General features: G+C 58.9%; 10 protein-coding genes and 1 pseudogene. 6 read left to right on the top strand and 5 right to left on the bottom strand.

What is annotated here, in order from left to right; all coding sequences use genetic code 11:
- Positions 1 to 7 precede the first annotated feature (7 nt).
- Positions 8 to 1585, bottom strand: coding sequence for a glutamine-hydrolyzing GMP synthase (gene guaA / locus JF535_RS09540; RefSeq protein WP_207001531.1), 1578 nt, complete (start codon positions 1583 to 1585; stop codon positions 8 to 10).
- A gap of 123 nt (positions 1586 to 1708) precedes the next feature.
- Entirely contained in the window at positions 1709 to 3193 is a 1485-nt protein-coding gene (gene guaB, locus JF535_RS09535) for an IMP dehydrogenase (RefSeq protein WP_207001529.1), read from the bottom strand.
- A gap of 160 nt (positions 3194 to 3353) precedes the next feature.
- Between guaB and xseA the strand changes: the two genes are divergently transcribed.
- Together xseA and JF535_RS09525 are read left to right on the top strand one after the other, a co-directional pair.
- Entirely contained in the window at positions 3354 to 4709 is a 1356-nt protein-coding gene (xseA, locus tag JF535_RS09530) for an exodeoxyribonuclease VII large subunit (protein WP_207001526.1), read from the top strand.
- Between the two features lie 113 nt (positions 4710 to 4822).
- A pseudogene (locus JF535_RS09525) lies at positions 4823 to 6814 on the top strand (transporter substrate-binding domain-containing protein); the annotation flags it as partial.
- A 238-nt stretch (positions 6815 to 7052) separates the two neighbouring features.
- Here the strand turns inward: JF535_RS09525 and JF535_RS16740 are convergent.
- The 3 genes from JF535_RS16740 to pdxH all read right to left on the bottom strand — a co-directional run bounded on the left by JF535_RS16740 (position 7053) and on the right by pdxH (position 11630).
- Complete coding sequence (locus JF535_RS16740; RefSeq protein ID WP_242523937.1) at positions 7053 to 8030, bottom strand: NAD(P)H-quinone oxidoreductase; 978 nt, start codon at positions 8028 to 8030, stop codon at positions 7053 to 7055.
- 115 nt (positions 8031 to 8145) lie between these two features.
- On the bottom strand, positions 8146 to 10446 hold the full coding sequence (locus tag JF535_RS09520; RefSeq protein ID WP_207001522.1) for a TonB-dependent receptor: 2301 nt from the start codon (positions 10444 to 10446) through the stop codon (positions 8146 to 8148).
- A 545-nt stretch (positions 10447 to 10991) separates the two neighbouring features.
- Complete coding sequence (gene pdxH / locus JF535_RS09515; RefSeq protein ID WP_207003689.1) at positions 10992 to 11630, bottom strand: pyridoxamine 5'-phosphate oxidase; 639 nt, start codon at positions 11628 to 11630, stop codon at positions 10992 to 10994.
- Positions 11631 to 11869: 239 nt separating this feature from the next.
- Here pdxH and JF535_RS09510 point away from each other — a divergent pair, with 239 nt between their 5' ends.
- The 4 genes from JF535_RS09510 (at position 11870) to kbl (ending at position 17013) form a co-directional block, all read left to right on the top strand.
- Complete coding sequence (locus JF535_RS09510) at positions 11870 to 13519, top strand: 5-guanidino-2-oxopentanoate decarboxylase (RefSeq protein WP_207001520.1); 1650 nt, start codon at positions 11870 to 11872, stop codon at positions 13517 to 13519.
- A 102-nt stretch (positions 13520 to 13621) separates the two neighbouring features.
- A complete protein-coding gene (locus JF535_RS09505; RefSeq protein ID WP_207001519.1) occupies positions 13622 to 15052 on the top strand; it encodes an aldehyde dehydrogenase family protein in 1431 nt (476 codons plus the stop codon).
- A gap of 282 nt (positions 15053 to 15334) precedes the next feature.
- The gene (locus JF535_RS09500) at positions 15335 to 15550 is read left to right on the top strand and encodes a hypothetical protein (RefSeq protein WP_066965494.1); all 216 of its coding nucleotides are present in this window, start codon (positions 15335 to 15337) and stop codon (positions 15548 to 15550) included.
- 263 nt (positions 15551 to 15813) lie between these two features.
- Positions 15814 to 17013: a glycine C-acetyltransferase gene (kbl, locus tag JF535_RS09495; RefSeq protein WP_207001517.1), complete on the top strand. Its 1200-nt coding sequence runs from the start codon at positions 15814 to 15816 to the stop codon at positions 17011 to 17013.
- The last annotated feature ends 40 nt before the right edge of the window (positions 17014 to 17053 follow it).

The raw sequence follows: 17053 nt of genomic DNA, 5'->3' as shown, positions 1-17053 counted from the left end.
GCCTGCCTTACTCCCACTCAATGGTGGCAGGGGGCTTGCTGGATACGTCGTACGCTACCCGCGAGATGTTCTCGATCTCGTTGATAATCCGGTTGGATACTTTCTCGATCAACTCGTAGGGCAGGTGTGCCCAACGCGCGGTCATGAAGTCCACGGTTTCCACCGCGCGCAGCGCCACCACGTATTCGTAGCGGCGACCATCGCCCACCACACCCACGGACTTGACCGGCAGGAATACCACAAACGCCTGGCTGGTCTTGTGGTACCAGTCTGCGTTGTGCAGTTCTTCGATAAAGATGGCATCGGCCTCACGCAGGATATCCGCGTACTCCTTTTTCACTTCCCCAAGAATACGCACGCCCAGGCCCGGGCCGGGGAACGGGTGGCGGTAGACCATATCGTAGGGAAGGCCCAGCTCCAGGCCGATCTTGCGCACTTCATCTTTGAAGAGTTCACGCAGGGGCTCCACCAGCTCCATCTTCATGTCTTCCGGCAGGCCACCCACATTGTGGTGCGACTTGATCACATGCGCCTTGCCGGTCTTGGCCGCGGCAGATTCGATTACGTCCGGATAGATGGTGCCCTGCGCCAGGAAGTGCACGTCTTTCAGCGCAGCCGCTTCCTTGTCGAAGATTTCGATAAAGGTATTGCCGATAATCTTGCGCTTGGCTTCCGGCTCATCAACACCGGCCAGGCGGGACAGGAATTCCTCTTCCGCATCGGAACGAATGACCTTGACGCCCATGTTGTCGGCGAACATCTGCATCACCTGATCGCCTTCGTTCTTACGCAGCAGGCCATTGTCCACAAACACGCAGGTCAGCTGGTCGCCGATGGCCTTGTGCAGCAGGGCCGCCACCACAGAGCTGTCGACACCACCAGACAGGCCGAGCAGCACCTTGGCATCGCCCACCTGTGCGCGCACTTTGGCGATGGAGTCTTCAATGATATTGGCCGGGGTCCACAGTTTTTCACAGCCGCACAGCTCGATCACAAAGTGCTCGTAAATGCGGGTGCCCTGCAGAGTGTGGGTCACTTCCGGGTGGAACTGCACCCCAAAGAAATTTTTCTCCGCGTGGTACATGCCGGCAATGGGGCACGATGGTGTGGAGGCCATCAGTTCAAAACCTTCCGGCATTTTCACCACTTTATCGCCGTGGCTCATCCACACATCCAGCAACGCACTGCCGCTGTCGTCCAGGTGATCCCTGATGTCGTGCAGCAGCGCGGACTGGCCTTCCACTTTCACCTGCGCGTAGCCAAACTCGCGCACATCGCTGCCCTCCACGGCACCGCCCAGCTGGTGTGCCATGGTCTGCATGCCGTAACAGATTCCCAGCACCGGCACGCCCAGCTCAAAAACGGCCCCGGGGGCGCGCGGGGAGCCCTCTTCCGGCACCGACTCCGGGCCGCCGGCGAGGATGATGCCTTGCGGGTTGTACTCGCGGATTTCCTCGTCGCTCATGTCGAACGCGCGAATCTCGGAGAACACACCCAGTTCGCGCACGCGGCGGGCAATCAGCTGGGTGTACTGAGAACCGAAGTCGAGGATCAGAATTCGGCTGGAATGGATATCTTGGCTCATGGCTTACTCGTACCAGTTTTATAAACGGCAAACGGACCCTGAGAGGTCCGTTTGCGGTTCACTTGAAAGTGCACTTCTGTTTTTAAATGCCCCTGACGGGGCACGATGTCTCTGGCGCGGCTGTTAGCGCCCGCCAACCGGGTAGTTTGGCGCTTCCTTGGTGATCTGCACATCGTGTACGTGAGACTCACCCATGCCGGCGGCGGTTACCCGCACAAACTGTGGCTTGGTGCGCATGGTCTCCATGTCCACGCTACCGGTGTAGCCCATGGCGGAACGCAGGCCACCCATCATCTGGTGCACGATCACCGAAATCGGGCCTTTGTAAGGCACACGACCTTCAATGCCTTCGGGCACCAGCTTTTCAGCACCTTTACTCGCGTCCTGGAAATAGCGATCAGATGAACCCTGGGTGCGCGACATGGCACCGAGGGAGCCCATACCACGGTAGGACTTGTAAGTACGCCCTTGGTACAACTCCACCTCACCGGGTGCTTCTTCCGTACCCGCGAGCATGGAGCCCATCATCACCGAGTAGGCTCCCGCCACAATGGCCTTGGAGATGTCCCCGGAGAAGCGGATACCGCCGTCGGCAATCAGCGGTACGCCGGTACCTTCGAGGGCCTTGGCCACTTCTGCGATCGCAGAAATTTGCGGCACGCCGATACCGGTGACGATACGGGTAGTACAAATGGAACCGGGGCCAATACCGACTTTCACGGCATCCGCACCGGCTTCCACCAGCGCCGTGGCTGCTTCACCGGTAGCAATGTTGCCGCCAATCACATCCACCTGCGGATGCATTTCCTTGATGCGACGTACACGGTCAATCACGTTCTTGCTGTGGCCGTGGGCGGTATCGACTACCAGCACGTCCACGCCTGCTTCCACCAAGGCCGCCACACGGTCATCGGTATCCGGGCTGGTGCCCACCGATGCGCCGACACGCAGGCGACCGTCGCTGTCTTTACAGGAGTTGGGGTACTGCTCAGCCTTATTGTAATCCTTGACGGTAATCAGGCCGCGCAATTCGAGTTTGTCATTCACCACCAGCACTTTCTCAATGCGGTGTTTGTGCAACAGCTCGCGCACCATTTCCGGTGCGGCACCTTCCTCACAGGTCACCAGACGCTCTTTCGAGGTCATGATCTGCGCCACCGGGATATCCAGGTTAGTCTGGAAGCGCACGTCACGGCTGGTGACGATCCCCACCAGATTACCCTTATCCATCACCGGCACGCCGGAGATGTTGTGGTGACTGGTGAGCGCGATCAGTTCGCGTACGCTGGCGTCAGACTCGATGGTGATCGGGTCTTTTACAACGCCTGCTTCAAATTTCTTCACAGCACGCACCGCGAGCGCCTGCTCTTCAATGCTCATGCTCTTGTGAATAATGCCGATACCGCCTTCCTGGGCCAAAGCAATGGCCAGGCGCGACTCGGTCACGGTATCCATCGCGGCGGAAACCAGCGGGATATTCAGGGTGATGTTACGAGACAGTTTTGTCTTCAGGGAAACGTCTTTGGCCGTGACCTCGGAATAACCGGGCACAAGTAGGACGTCGTCGAAAGTGAGGGCTTCGCGTGCTATACGCAGAGATTCAGACATGGACACTCATACCTCAAGGGAGCGGGAATGGGTATCGGCGCGATTATAGCCGCAACCTTTCCGGAAACAAAAGACTATTTGCACGGGAATGGCAAATCCCTTTACCTCGGCGGCCATCCTTGCAATATTGGCCGCCCAATCAAGCGCAGTAGAGACCGAAATGCTCAGCACACCTCCCGGCACGCCCAATCCACTCCCCACCGACGGCCGCCCGGTCATGAGCGTCAGCGAGCTGAACCGGGAAGTGAAGCAGCTACTGGAGGGGAGCGTCCCGCTACTGTGGGTGGGTGGCGAGATATCCAACTTCGCAGCCCCCAGCTCCGGCCATTGGTACTTCACCCTCAAGGATGCCCGCGCCCAGGTGCGCTGCGCCATGTTCCGCGGCCGTAACCGCAATGTACAGTTTCAGCCCGGCAACGGCCGTGAGGTGCTGGCGCGGGCCCGTGTCAGCCTGTACGAAGGCCGCGGCGAATTTCAGCTGATCATCGAGCACCTGGAGGAAGCGGGGTTTGGCGCCTTGATGCGCCAGCTGGAGATGCTCAAAGCCAAACTGCAGGCCGAGGGCCTGTTTGACCTGGATCGTAAAAAGCCCCTGCCCTACCTGCCCGCCACCATCGGCATCATCACCTCCCCTACCGGCGCCGCCGTGCGCGACATGATTCAGGTGCTGGGTCGCCGCTACCCGGCGGCCAGGATCGAACTGCTGCCGGTGCCGGTACAAGGGCAAGGGGCAGCACAGCAGATTGCGGATGCCATTGCCCTCGCCGGTCGCCTGCAACGGCACGACCTGTTGATCGTTGGCCGCGGCGGTGGCTCACTCGAGGATCTCTGGTCCTTTAACGAAGAAGTGGTTGCACGAGCGCTGGCGGCCTGCCCTATTCCGACGATCTCTGCCGTGGGCCATGAAACCGATACCACCATCGCCGACCTGGTGGCGGACGTGCGCGCACCAACCCCATCGGCGGCGGCGGAGATTGCCAGCGCCAATGCGGCCGCCCTGCGTGATGACGTAGAGAACATCGAGCGACGCCTCACCCGCGCGCTGAAGTTACAGCTGCGGCATCTGCGACAGCATGTCCAGCTAGTCAGCAATCGCATCCGCCACCCGCGCGAGCAATTGCAGAATCGTGCGCAGCGGCTGGACCATCTGGAAATACGCCTGCGAGCCGCCATCCGCAGCCACACAGCGGCCAGCGCCCGGCGCCTGGAGCTGTTTGCACGCACCCTCACACAGGTACACCCCCGACACCGGTTAAGCCAGGCGCACACCCGACTGGATCAGCAAGCCCAGCGCCTCGACAAATCCGTGCGCGCCATGCTCCAGCACAAGCGGGAAGTGGTGGCTCACTCCAGCCAGCTACTCAACAGTGTCAGTCCCCTGGCAGTACTGGAGCGCGGCTACGCCATTGTCCAAACCGAGCAGAAACACGTCGTTCGTCGCTCGAGCGATGTCGTTTCGGGGCAAAAAATTCGCGCGCGCCTGGCAGAAGGCGAAATCACAGCCGTCGTCGAATAAGCGCCCGGGGCACCCGCGATTGCCTCACGCTTGTAAGTGGCAATGAGGATTAATAAGCGGATATTGCCTGTCAGACCTTAACATAGTGCTCAACCCGGTCTTCGGAAGTAACTATGGAAAAAGGCAGCCCAGCTCAGGCAATCTCATTAAGTCGACCGTCCGCTATTTTTTTTGCGCTATTTATCGCGCTCTGCCTTGTTGCGTGCAACCGCGGGAATACAGGTCCCGGCTCCTCATCAGCCGGGACCGACGCCAGCCAGCCTACCAGCAATGAATCCACAACCGCCGAATCCGGCGACGCCGACCCTAATCATTACATCGATAAAGGTGACCTGAAAGCCATCAAGGATCGCGGCGTGATCCGCTTCGTCAGCCTGACCGGCGACAACCAGCCAATACTCCCCCGCGAAGCCATCGTCAACCAGACACACCGCCAAATGGGCGAGGACTTTGCCAAGCGAATCGGTGTTGCCACACGCTGGCTTGTCGCGCAAACCCCTGAGCAAGCCTTACAGATGGTGAATGATGGCGAAGCGGATGTGGTGGCGGAAAATATAAGCATCACCCCAGAGCGCAAAGAAATCGTCGCATTCAGCATTCCCATTCTACAGACGTCCGACGTACTGATTTCCGGTAAGAACGGGCCGGACATCAGCAATATCGAAAATCTTAAGGGAACGGAATTTATCGTCCTCGCGGGCAGCACGTACGCGACCCTGGCACACACACTGGTTGCGGAACACCCGCAAGCCGGACTCTCGGTGCGGGAGGTGTACCTCACCCAGGAGCGAGACACCCTGTTTGATATGGTTGCGGAGTCCGACAATGCCGTTACCATTTTGCACAAGAACCTGGCCGAGGAAACGCTCAAATATCGCGATGATTTGCAAGAGGGTGCAACCGTGGGCTCACCAGAAAATATTGCCTGGGCCATTCGCAAGGATTCCACTCGACTGCAGAACCGGATCAACAGCTTTCTAACCCGCACGCTAGTCAATGCCATTCCAGAGCGAACCTCCCACTGGTATGCGATAAAAAAATCCGGTGTCATTCGTTTCGCCACCTATAACGGCCCTACCAGTTATTATCTGTGGAAGGGCGTCCTGCGTGGTTTTGACTACGGAATGGCAAAGGCGTTTGCAGATAAGCACAAGCTGCAACTGCAGGTTGTGGTGGTTCCCAACGAGGAAAGCCTTGTGGACTGGGTAGTGAAAGGTCGTGCGGATATCGCCGGGGCCTCTACCACCATCACCCAACAGCGGATTGATCGCGGGGTAGCATTCAGCTCACCCTTTATCGAGACCTCTGAAAAAATCATCAGTAATCGCAAGCTGCCAAAAATAGAAACACTTGCTGACCTGAAAGGGCGCACTATCACCCTGCGCGCCTACTCATCCTTTATTCAGACTGCGCACACGCTGCGCGAGCATGGTGTGGATGTCAAAGTCCAGATAGCGCCTGCGCGAATGTCATTTGAGGAAATCCTGAACAAGGTCGCAGAAGGCGAGTTTGAGGCCACCATCGAGGACGGCTACATTGCAGACATTCAAGCAGCTCTGCGCCCGGAGCTGGTGATTGGACTGCAGGTGAGCGAGGGACGGCCACAGGGATGGATGGTAAAACAGGGGCATGAAGACCTGTTGCGCCAGGTCAACCGCTTTCTCAAACGCTTTAGCCGTAGCGAGGAGTTCGACAAACTGCTGGAGGCCTATTTCAAGCCCGATAAACACCTGGTACAAAAGATTTCCGCACGGGTAATTCCGGGCGAAGCACTGTCGCCTTACGACAAGCTTGTGCAAGAGTCGTCGCTGGAACACAACTTTGACTGGCGGCTCATCGTGGCGCAAATGTGGCAAGAAAGTAATTTCAACCCGAATGCGGTCTCCCCGGTGGGCGCTCAGGGGTTAATGCAAGTCATGCCACGTACCGGAGAGGATATGGGTTATCCGCCACCACTCTTCGACCCGGAAAAAAACGTCAAGGCGGGCATAAAATATATGGAATGGGTCCGCAACCGCTTTAAAGACCCACTGCCTGCAGCTGAGCAACTCTGGTTCACCCTTGCCTCCTACAACGCGGGGATCGGCCATCTGCTGGATGCTCAGCGCCTGGCGGAAAAGCTCGGCCTGGATCCCAACCGCTGGTTCGACAACGTCGAGGTGGCAATGCTCAAGCTTTCTGAACCACGCTATTTCCAGAAGGCGCGCTATGGCTATGTGCGAGGCTCGGAACCGGTCGCCTATGTGCGCAAGATCAGCCGGCTCTATCAGGCCTACACCAATGTCGCCACCGGTGATATTACCGCGAAAGCCGCTACGCCCTGGAATACGGCATTACCGGGCATTATGGCGTCAATACAATCTTGCCGATATGCCGGCCCGACTCCATCAGTCGATGTGCGTCCGCCACGTCTTGCAGCGCAAACGTGGCAGCCAACTGCGGGTGAATTTTGCCCGCCTCGATCAGCGGCCACACCAGCGACTCCAGCTCCCGGGCAATCGCCGCTTTCATCGCCAAAGACTGGGGGCGCAGGGTGGAACCGGTCAGTGTCAGGCGCTTCAGCATCACCGGTAGCATATTGACCTCCACCTTTGCGCCTGCAAGGAAGGCAATATTGACGATGCGACCATTGAGGGCGGCGCACTGGATATTCCGATTGACGTAGTCGCCACCCACCATATCCAGAATGACGTCCGCTCCCCTGCCCTCGGTGGCCGCATGGATTTCCTCTACAAAATCCTGCTCGCGGTAATTGATCGCCCGTTCCGCCCCCAATCGCTCACAGGCCGCGCACTTCTCAGCACTGCCTGCGGTAGCGAATACCCGCGCCCCCAAATTCGCAGCGATTTGTATCGCACTGGTGCCAATACCGGATGAGCCCCCATGCACCAGCAGCACCTCGCCGGCACGCAGTTCGGCACGCTGTACCAGATTGCTCCACACGGTGAAAAAGGTTTCCGGCAGCGCCGCCGCCTCGGTATCCGTCAGTCCAAAGGGCACTGGCAAGCATTGCCCCTCGGGGGCCAGTGCATATTCCGCATAGCCACCGCCATTGGTCAGAGCACAGACACGATCTCCGACGTTCCAGCGCTGTACACCCGGCCCAACCGCAACCACGTCACCGGCCACTTCCAGCCCGAGCACCGGTGAAGCGCCAGCCGGCGGCGGATAGAAACCCGCACGCTGTACGATGTCCGGACGATTGACGCCGGCGGCAGTGACCCGGATCAATACCTCACCATCTCCGGCCACCGGTATTTCGCCCTCGGCGATGAACAGTGTTTCAGGCCCACCATGTTCCCGTAAATCCACATATCGCATGGTTTTCTTTCTGCTATTCATTCGCTCTCCCACTCCATTTCTGCAGGCAGACTGTAGCTAATTTTTATGGCAAAAAAAAAGCCCGGCAAAGCCGGGCTCTTCTACCAAAGGTCGCTTACAGATCGTAGGTCAATTCCACACCCATAACACGGCCTTTATTAAGCGGTGTAAAGCTCGCACCCGCACCACCCAAGGTAGGGGGCAACTGCGTATTGTTGCCTTCCGTCACCTCGTCCAGCATGTTCTTGCCAAACAGCGCCAGGCGGTAATTGCCGGAATCCGGTACGAAACCAAAGCTCAGGTCCAGCATGTCGGCTTCGGACAGCATACCGCGATTGTTATCGGTATACGGCGCGGCATCCCGATGATTGAAGTTAATGCGCGAGGTCAGCACCCCGAGGTTACCCAGCTGCAGATCGTGCACGACACCGACACCGTAGGTCCAGGGGGCCAGGCGGGGAATATCCAGACCGAGGTCTGTCGCATCGACCAGGCCATCGCCGCTGATGTCCCCACGCACACTGTCGTAGGCGCCATCCACGTAACCGATATTCGCAGTAAACAGCAGGTTATCGCTGGCGACGGCCATCGCCTCAAGCTCCGCACCCTGAATGGTGGCGTCTGCGGTGTTGCGAATGTACTGCACTACCGAGAAGACCGGGTCTGCCAGGTTTTCTTCGCGCTGCATATCGTCGATGGTGTTATGGAACAGGGCCATATTGGTGCGTAAACGGCCATCGAACCACTCTGCCTTACCGCCGATTTCAAAGGTCGTCTGCTCTTCCTGATCGGTTGGGCCCGGCTGGTACAGCAGACCGGTATTACGCATGTTGTAACCACCGCTGCGGAAGCCCTTGGTCCAGTAGCTGTACAGCTGCGCATCATCGCTCAGGTTCCACTGCAGGCCCACTTTCGGGGTGAAGGCACTCCAGGATTCACTGTCATTGAAGTCATAGAAAGCGCAACCAGTCTGGTTACACTGGGTATTGCCGACCACCACCGGGTTGATGGTTGCTACCTGCGCATCCTTGTCTTCCACCGAGTAGCGGCCACCCAGGGTCAGCACCCAGGACTCGTTCAGGTCGATATCCGCCTGCGCGAATACACCCATTGCGGTGTGCTCCTGCTCACCACCACCGGTGATATCCAGACCATTCAGTGGCAACAGGCGGTTTTCGTAATAGGACAGATCCTGGCTGAACCAGTAGAGTCCGGTGGTCACGGCGGTGGCACCAAAGCGTCCGGCGTAGCGCAGCTCGTTACTGATCTGGCTCTGGTCAATGCTGGTGGCCGCGTGGAAGGCGGTGATCGGCAAAGAGTCGATATCGGCCAGACCTGTCGCAGCGTACTCGCGCCAGGCCAGGATATTGGTGATGGTGCCATCACCGAAGGCGACATCCTGGTTGTACTCGGTAATGACCTGCGACCACTCGTCTTCCTGGAAGCCCTCTTCGTTCTGTGCCACCTGGAAAGAGCCGTCGCTGTTATCCCAGTCAGACACATCCACACCAAACAGCGCATATAAAGGGAAGTTCGGCGCGAGCTCTCCGCGGTTCTGTGCCACCGCTCCTGCGGCATCCATACGGCCGTGCTCCATACGCACCAGCAGCTCGGACGACTCGCTCAACGCAACACTGAAGCTCGGGCGAATAAACCAGGTATCGGAACCACCGGCCTCATCGTTGCCGGTGTAAACATTTTCAAACCAGCCCTGGTCATTGTTGTAGTAGGCGGTGAGGCGGCCGTTGACGCGCTCGGAAATAGCGCCGTTTACCGTTGCCGCAGCAACCGTATCGAGGTTGTCTGTCGTGGACAGCTTAAATTTGCTGGAGAACTCTTCCGTGGGGCGCGCGGTCTTGATCACCACGGCACCACCGGTCACATTGCGTCCGAACAGGAGCCCCTGCGGGCCGCGCAGAACTTCAATGCCCTCGAGGTCGAACATGTCGGTGACCACACCGGCGTTCACCCCCATGTACATACCGTCAACAAATACGCCGACGGTGGGATCAATGGAAGGAATCGAGCTGTTGACGCCCAATCCGCGCACGGTAAAGTTTGCGGTATTTTTTACGGTGCCGATATCTTCCAGCTGGACGTTCGGCATCTTGAAAGACAGGCTCTGCAGATCGCGTGTCTGCAAGGCCTCCAGCTGATCGCCGGAGTAGGCTGTGGCCGCTACCGGCACCTCCTGCAGTTTTTCGGCATCCGCGCGTTTCCGTGCGGTCACCTGTACCTCTTCCATCAAAGTACTGACAGAGCCTTCTCCAGCCGCCGCCTGTGCGCTGCCCACACCGCAGGCCAATGACATGGCCGCGAAAGAACAGGCAGAGGCCAGCACCAGGCTGCTGCGCTTGTTAGTCGCCGTATTTGCACGAGGGGGATTTACGCTAAACGCGTCAGATTGACTTCCCATGTTTTCTCTCCATTGCACTGAGTTATTTTTATGTGTTTCTGCAACAGGACAACCGCAGCCGGCACCGCGCATCACCGCTTACTATCGCGATCCGACCCGCAACCGCACTGTCATCCTTCCCGCCCCTTAACGGAGCCGGTCAGGGAAAGACTACAAGAGGTTTTTCCATTTAAAAAGCGAATTTTTTTCAGCGATTAATTCTATCAATGAGCCAGCATGCGAAACGTAATAACGAAATTCTCGCAACAATGCGGTGACCCGAGCGTCACAAAAAAGACAATTAAAGTTTGTTCCCTAATTCCACCTCCGCTTCCGCCAGTCGTATCGGCCCGCTCTGGTTTGCTCCCTTAGGTAACACGCCCGCCCCGGTACGCAATCCATTCGCTGAATAACCGGCATTCGCCCGAGGAATAACCTGAACGCAGCCATTCCGTATGAAACAGGCGTGAGGCACCGGCAAAACCCGAAAACAAAAGGAAAAATCTGGAAAATCGGGCAAGCGACACAGGACGCATCGCTTGCTTAAGCCGGTTGTGTAGTAGCGCTCAGGGACTCAAGCGCTCGATCTGCCAGTCCCCACCTTCCATGGAGCGATAGACAAAACGATCGTGCAGCCGGGAAGCCCGCCCCTGCCAGAACTCTACCGCGTGAGGCTCCACTCGGTAGCCACCCCAGAATTCCGGGCGGGGAACATCCTGGCCGTCGAACTTCTGCCGGAAGGTTTCGAAGCCCTCCTCCAGCACTTGCCGAGAAACAATCGCATCACTCTGGTGGGATGCCCACGCCGCGATCTGGCTGTCTCGCGGGCGACTGCTGAAGTACTCATCCGCTTCGGTGTCACTCAACGGCTCTGCAACGCCGCGGACAATCACCTGGCGATCAAGGAAATGCCAGGGGAATAAAAGAGAAACTTTGGGGTTGGCAGCAATGTCCCACGCTTTCTGGCTTTTCAGGTTGGTATAAAAAACAAACCCACGCGCATCGAAGCCCTTTAACAGAACAATCCGCTGAGAGGGCTGACCACTGGCATCGGCGGTGCTCAGGCACATGGCGCTCGGGTCGGAAATACCGGCCTTTACCACTTCACCAAGCCATGCCTCAAACTGCTCAACCGGACTCTCTGCCAGATCACTGCGCTGAAGCCCACCCTGCACATACTCTCTTCGCCACTGATCAATTTCCATCGCTGTCATATCCTTACCGCTGATTCTTAAAAAAGGTTACCTACAAGTTTACGCAGTTGCGTGCCAAATCCCAATTTGCGCAATTTTCCCCGCCGCAGTCGGTGACTACACTCAATTATCCGGCGTTTTCTGCAACGGAAACGCAGACTCTGCGGGCACTTGCAGGGCCGTATTGCGCCCGTTAGTCTGCGACGCAATCCTGATAACAATCCATCTTTGAGTGAGCCGGGATATCCCCCATGCAAGCGACTGACAATCACACAAAATCTCCACAGACCCCACGAGAAACCCATAGCCCCTCTTGTGCCCAGGTGCTGATGCACCTGCTCCGTCAATACGGCGTTGATACCGTATTCGGTATCCCCGGCGTCCACACCATTGAACTGTACCGGGGATTACCGGGCAGCGGCTTGACCCATATCACTCCGCGCCACGAACAGGGCGCGGCTTTTATGGCAGACGGCTTCGCGCGTGCAACGGGCAAACCGGGCGTGTGTTTTCTGATCACCGGCCCCGGGGTAACCAACGCTGCCACGGCTATGGCCCAGGCCTACTCCGATTCCATTCCCATGCTGGTCATCAGTGCCGTCAATCGCCGCGAGGACCTGGGTATGGGGCGCGGCCGGCTACACGAGCTGCCGCGCCAGCAGGATGTGAGCCGCGGCTTCTGCATCTGGCAACACGCGCTGACCAGTGCCGAACAATTGCCCGAGACACTCGCCCGCGCCTTCCAGCTCATGCGCGGTGGACGACCGGGGCCGGTACATATCGAAATTCCGATCGACCTGTTCCCCGCACCCATGCCGGGGCAGCTCGATGCATACCAGGCCGCACCCGCTCCCAGCCTTCCAGGCGCCGGGAGTGAGGCGGTTGCGACAGCGACCAAGTGGCTAACGGCCGCAAAAAGCCCGGTGATCCTGCTCGGCGGCGGCGCCCAGCACTGCGCCAGGCCCGCTACCGAGCTGGCAGAAAAACTGGCAGCGCCGGTGTTCGAATCCCTCGCCGCCAAAGGCATCGTTGACGAGCAACATCCTCTGTGTGGCGGCGCCAACCTGAGCTTTGACTGTGTGCGCGAACGCGTCGAAGCGGCGGATGTCGTGCTGGCGATTGCCACGGAACTCTCGGAAACCGACCGTAACCTGGTGCGCGAAAATTACCGCTTCAGCGGCAAACTGATCCGGGTCGACATCGACCCGGCACAACTGGTGTGCAATGCGCAGCCGGATCTTGCCATCTGCGCGGATGCCGGGGCGACCCTGCAGGCGCTCGCAGCCGGTGTGCCCGACGCGGGCGAATCCCGCCGCCAAACGGCCGCTGCCGAAGTGGAGTCCCTGCGACACACCTGTCGTAGTGAGTGGTGGCCCGGTTCGGAGGGACGCTTTCCCTGGGTGCTTGCACTGCGCGACGCCCTGCCCAAAGACGGCATTCTGGTAACCGACTCCACACAGCTGGCCTATAACACCAATCACGCGCTGCCATTACACCAGCCGCGCAGCCACATCACCTGTACCACCGGCTACGGCACCCTGGGCTTTGCCCTACCGGCAGCCATCGGTGCGGCCCTCGCCAGCCCGCGCCCGGTGATCGGACTGATCGGCGACGGCGGCATCATGTTCACCCTGGGTGAACTGGCTGCAGCCGTCGAGCAGCAGCTGGCATTGCCCATCTTGGTATGGAATAACAGCGGCTACGGTGAAATTCGCGATTTCATGGACGACGCCGCAGTGGAACAGGAGGGTGTGAACCTGCGCGCACCGGACTTCGTCGCACTGGCACGGTCCTTCGGCGCCGAAGGGTGTCGCATCGAGCGGCCGGAACAACTGTGCGAAGCGGTAGCGGAAGCCTTCAAACGCAAAGGCCCTACCGTGATCGAGATCACCGCACCGTAATGCCTCTGAACGACGCACAAAAATAGAATCTATTTTGCGCGCCGATTGCGATAGTGCTTAGCTTTCGCGTCGGCCCGCAGACAACTATCGGAAATTGACGCAATGGATTTAACACAACTCAAGACCAAGCAGCTGTACATCAACGGCGAATGGCGCGATTCCAAAGGGGGCAGCCTGCACCCGGTGATCAACCCCGCTACCGAAGAAACCCTGTGTGAAGTGATCCAGGGCAGCATGGAAGACGTGGACGACGCCGTTGCCGCCGCCAAAGCGGCGTTTAAAGAGTGGCGCCACACCCGCGCCGCCAAACGCCAGGCACTGATGCACGCCATCGCCGACGGCATGGAAGCGCGCAAGCAGGACCTGATTGATGCCGTGTCCCAGGCACTCGGCTGCCCCCCGCATATCACCGAATGGCTGCATATCGACGGCCCGATTTACTCCATGCGCTACTACGCCGACCGCGCGGCACTGATGGAAGAAACCGAAAAAGCCGGCCATTCCGTCGTGATGAAAGAGCCGGTGGGCGTGTGCGGCTTTATCACCCCCTGGAACTACCCCCTGCACCAGTTCGTGGGCAAAGTGGCCCCCGCACTCGCCGCTGGTTGCACCATGATCCAAAAGCCCTCCGAGATGACCCCGCTGCAGGATTACGTGATGGCGGAAATCATCGACGCCGCCGGCCTGCCCGCCGGTGTATTCAACCTGGTGCCGGGCGCAGGCCCAATTGTGGGCGCCGCGCTGTCCAGCCACGTGGACATCGACATGGTCTCCTTCACCGGTTCTACCCGCGCCGGCATCGAAGTCGCCAAATCCGCCGCGCCCACGGTCAAGCGTGTGTGCCAGGAACTGGGTGGCAAATCCCCGTTCATCATCACCCCGGATGCGGATCTCGAAGCCGCGGTACGCTGGGGCTGTGAGGATGTGTTCATCAACACCGGACAAACCTGTACCGCGCTGACCCGCATGCTGGTACCAGCTGAGCGCTACGAAGAAGCCGTGGAAATCGCGAAGAAAGTCGCCGAAGAAGTCGCCATCGGCACCGGCAGCGACGACTTCATGGGCCCCCTCTCCTCCGCCCGCCAGCGCGACATCGTGCTCAGCTACATCGATAAAGGCGTCGCCGAAGGCGCGCGCCTGGTTGCCGGCGGCAGCGAAGCGCCCGAGGGCTTCAGCAAAGGCTTCTACGTCAAGCCCACCGTCTTCGCCGACGTCACCAATGACATGGCCATCGCCCGCGAAGAAATCTTCGGCCCCGTCACCTGTATGATTCCGTACAAGGACATGGACGAAGCCATCGCCATCGCCAACGACAGCGAATACGGCCTGTCCAGCGGTGTCTGGGCCAAGGATGCCGAGGCTGCCATGCCTGTGGTGCGCCGCATCGAAGCCGGGCTCTGCTTCGTCAACGGCGGTGAGTTCAATTACGACGCGCCTTTCGGCGGCATGAAGCGTTCTGGCAATGGCCGCGAATTTGGTGCAGCCGGCCTCGACGAGTTTATTGAACTGAAATCCGTACAACTTCCCGCATAAAACTCCAACGCGCCGCCAGTCGTGGCGGCGCGGTTGACTGACTGTTTCTGCATCGCTATCTTTGCCCCCGACATCAAGAGAGTGGCTGACGCCAACGCCAACCTGCCTACCGGGGCAAGGTGGTATCTCTTCACAGACAAGTACCAAGGTACGGCCTGTGTCGAGGATGGGGCTCTCGCTGAACCGAACAGGTTACAGCGTTGCAATCCTACCGGGATAAGATGGGTTTCCTGATACCCATCCCGCTTCCGCCGTCAGCCCTCCAGAATTTTTGGAGGGAACATGTCCGAATACACGCTATCCAGCACCGACGTTATCGAAATCCAGATTGCCCCGCAGCGCAGTCGCACGGCAGTCCGGGCGGTAAAACGCAACGATCGACAACTGTTGTGGCAATTGCTGTTCGACTCGACGGAAGATGCGCTGGCCTTCGCCACACACTGCCGAGCCAGCGACGCACCAGTCACGGCGCACAAGGCCTGTGAGCTGGTGGGATAAACCAGCTGACTACATCGGCTGATCAGATCGTTACCGAATACTGGTCAGCCTACACTTGAGGCTGATTTACTCGCGGACTTTACGCGAAGGTTGCGATGCCGGGGGCAGCTTTGTGAGACCTTCACCGCCATGGATGGCGGTGCAGAGCCCCCATGGATGGGTTAACGGCGTGTCTCACAAAGCTGCCCCCGGTTTCGCAACCGCCACGGAGTTCGGATAGAAGCCCTTCTGCCAAAAGCACTACAGGAGCCAATAACAACGCCATGTCCAAGCCCGAGCAATTTTTCCAGCACTTGCGCGATGAACTGAAGCAGATCGAAGCCGACGGTCTCTACAAGCGCGAGCGCATCATTACCTCGCAGCAGAGTGCCGAGATCCAGGTCAATAACGACAGCCAGGTACTCAACTTCTGCGCCAACAATTACCTCGGGCTCGCCAACCACCCCGACCTGATCCAGGCCGCCAAAGATGGCCTCGACCAGTACGGCTTCGGCATGGCCTCCGTGCGCTTTATTTGCGGCACCCAGGACATTCACAAAGCGCTGGAGTCTCGCCTGTCTGAATTTTTACAGACCGAAGACACCATCCTTTACACCTCCTGCTTCGACGCCAACGGCGGCCTGTTCGAAACACTGCTCGGCCCGGACGATGCCATCATCTCCGATGCCCTCAACCACGCCTCCATTATCGACGGCGTCCGCCTGTGTAAAGCCAAGCGCTTCCGCTACGCCAACAACGACCTGACCGATCTCGAAGCGCAGTTGCAGGCCGCCGACGCCGCCGGTGCGAAAACGAAACTGATCGCCACTGATGGCGTCTTCTCCATGGATGGCGTCATCGCCGACCTCAAGGGTATCTGCGACCTCGCGGATAAATACAACGCCCTGGTCATGGTGGACGACTCCCACGCCGTCGGCTTCCTCGGCCAGCACGGCCGCGGCACCCACGAATACTGCGATGTGGTCGAGCGCGTCGACATCATCACCGGCACCCTCGGCAAAGCCCTGGGCGGCGCCTCCGGTGGCTTCACCTCCGGCCGCAAGGAAATTATCGACCTGCTGCGCCAGCGCTCCCGCCCGTACCTGTTCTCCAACTCCGTAGCGCCGGCCATTGTCACCGCCTCCCTGAAGGTGCTGGACATGCTGGTAGAAGGCGGAGAGTTGCGGGAACAGCTACAGGAAAACTCCCAGTATTTCCGCGAGCGCATGACCGAAGCAGGCTTCACCCTCGCCGGTGCCGACCACGCCATCATTCCGGTGATGATCGGCGACGCGGCGCTGGCTCAGAAAATGGCGGACAGGATGCTGGAAAAAGGCATCTACGTGGTCGGCTTCTTCTACCCGGTGGTGCCCAAAGGCCAGGCCCGTATTCGCACCCAGATGTCTGCGGCACATACCCGCGAGCAGCTGGATCGCTGCATCGATGCCTTTATCGAAGTCGGCAAAGAACTCGAGATTATCTGAAGCTGAATCGGCGGATGCGCTTTGCTTATCCGCCCTACGA

This window comes from Microbulbifer salipaludis (genome assembly GCF_017303155.1).
Classification (GTDB): Bacteria; Pseudomonadota; Gammaproteobacteria; order Pseudomonadales; family Cellvibrionaceae; genus Microbulbifer; species Microbulbifer salipaludis.
This window is presented reverse-complemented; position numbering and strand designations above follow the sequence as displayed.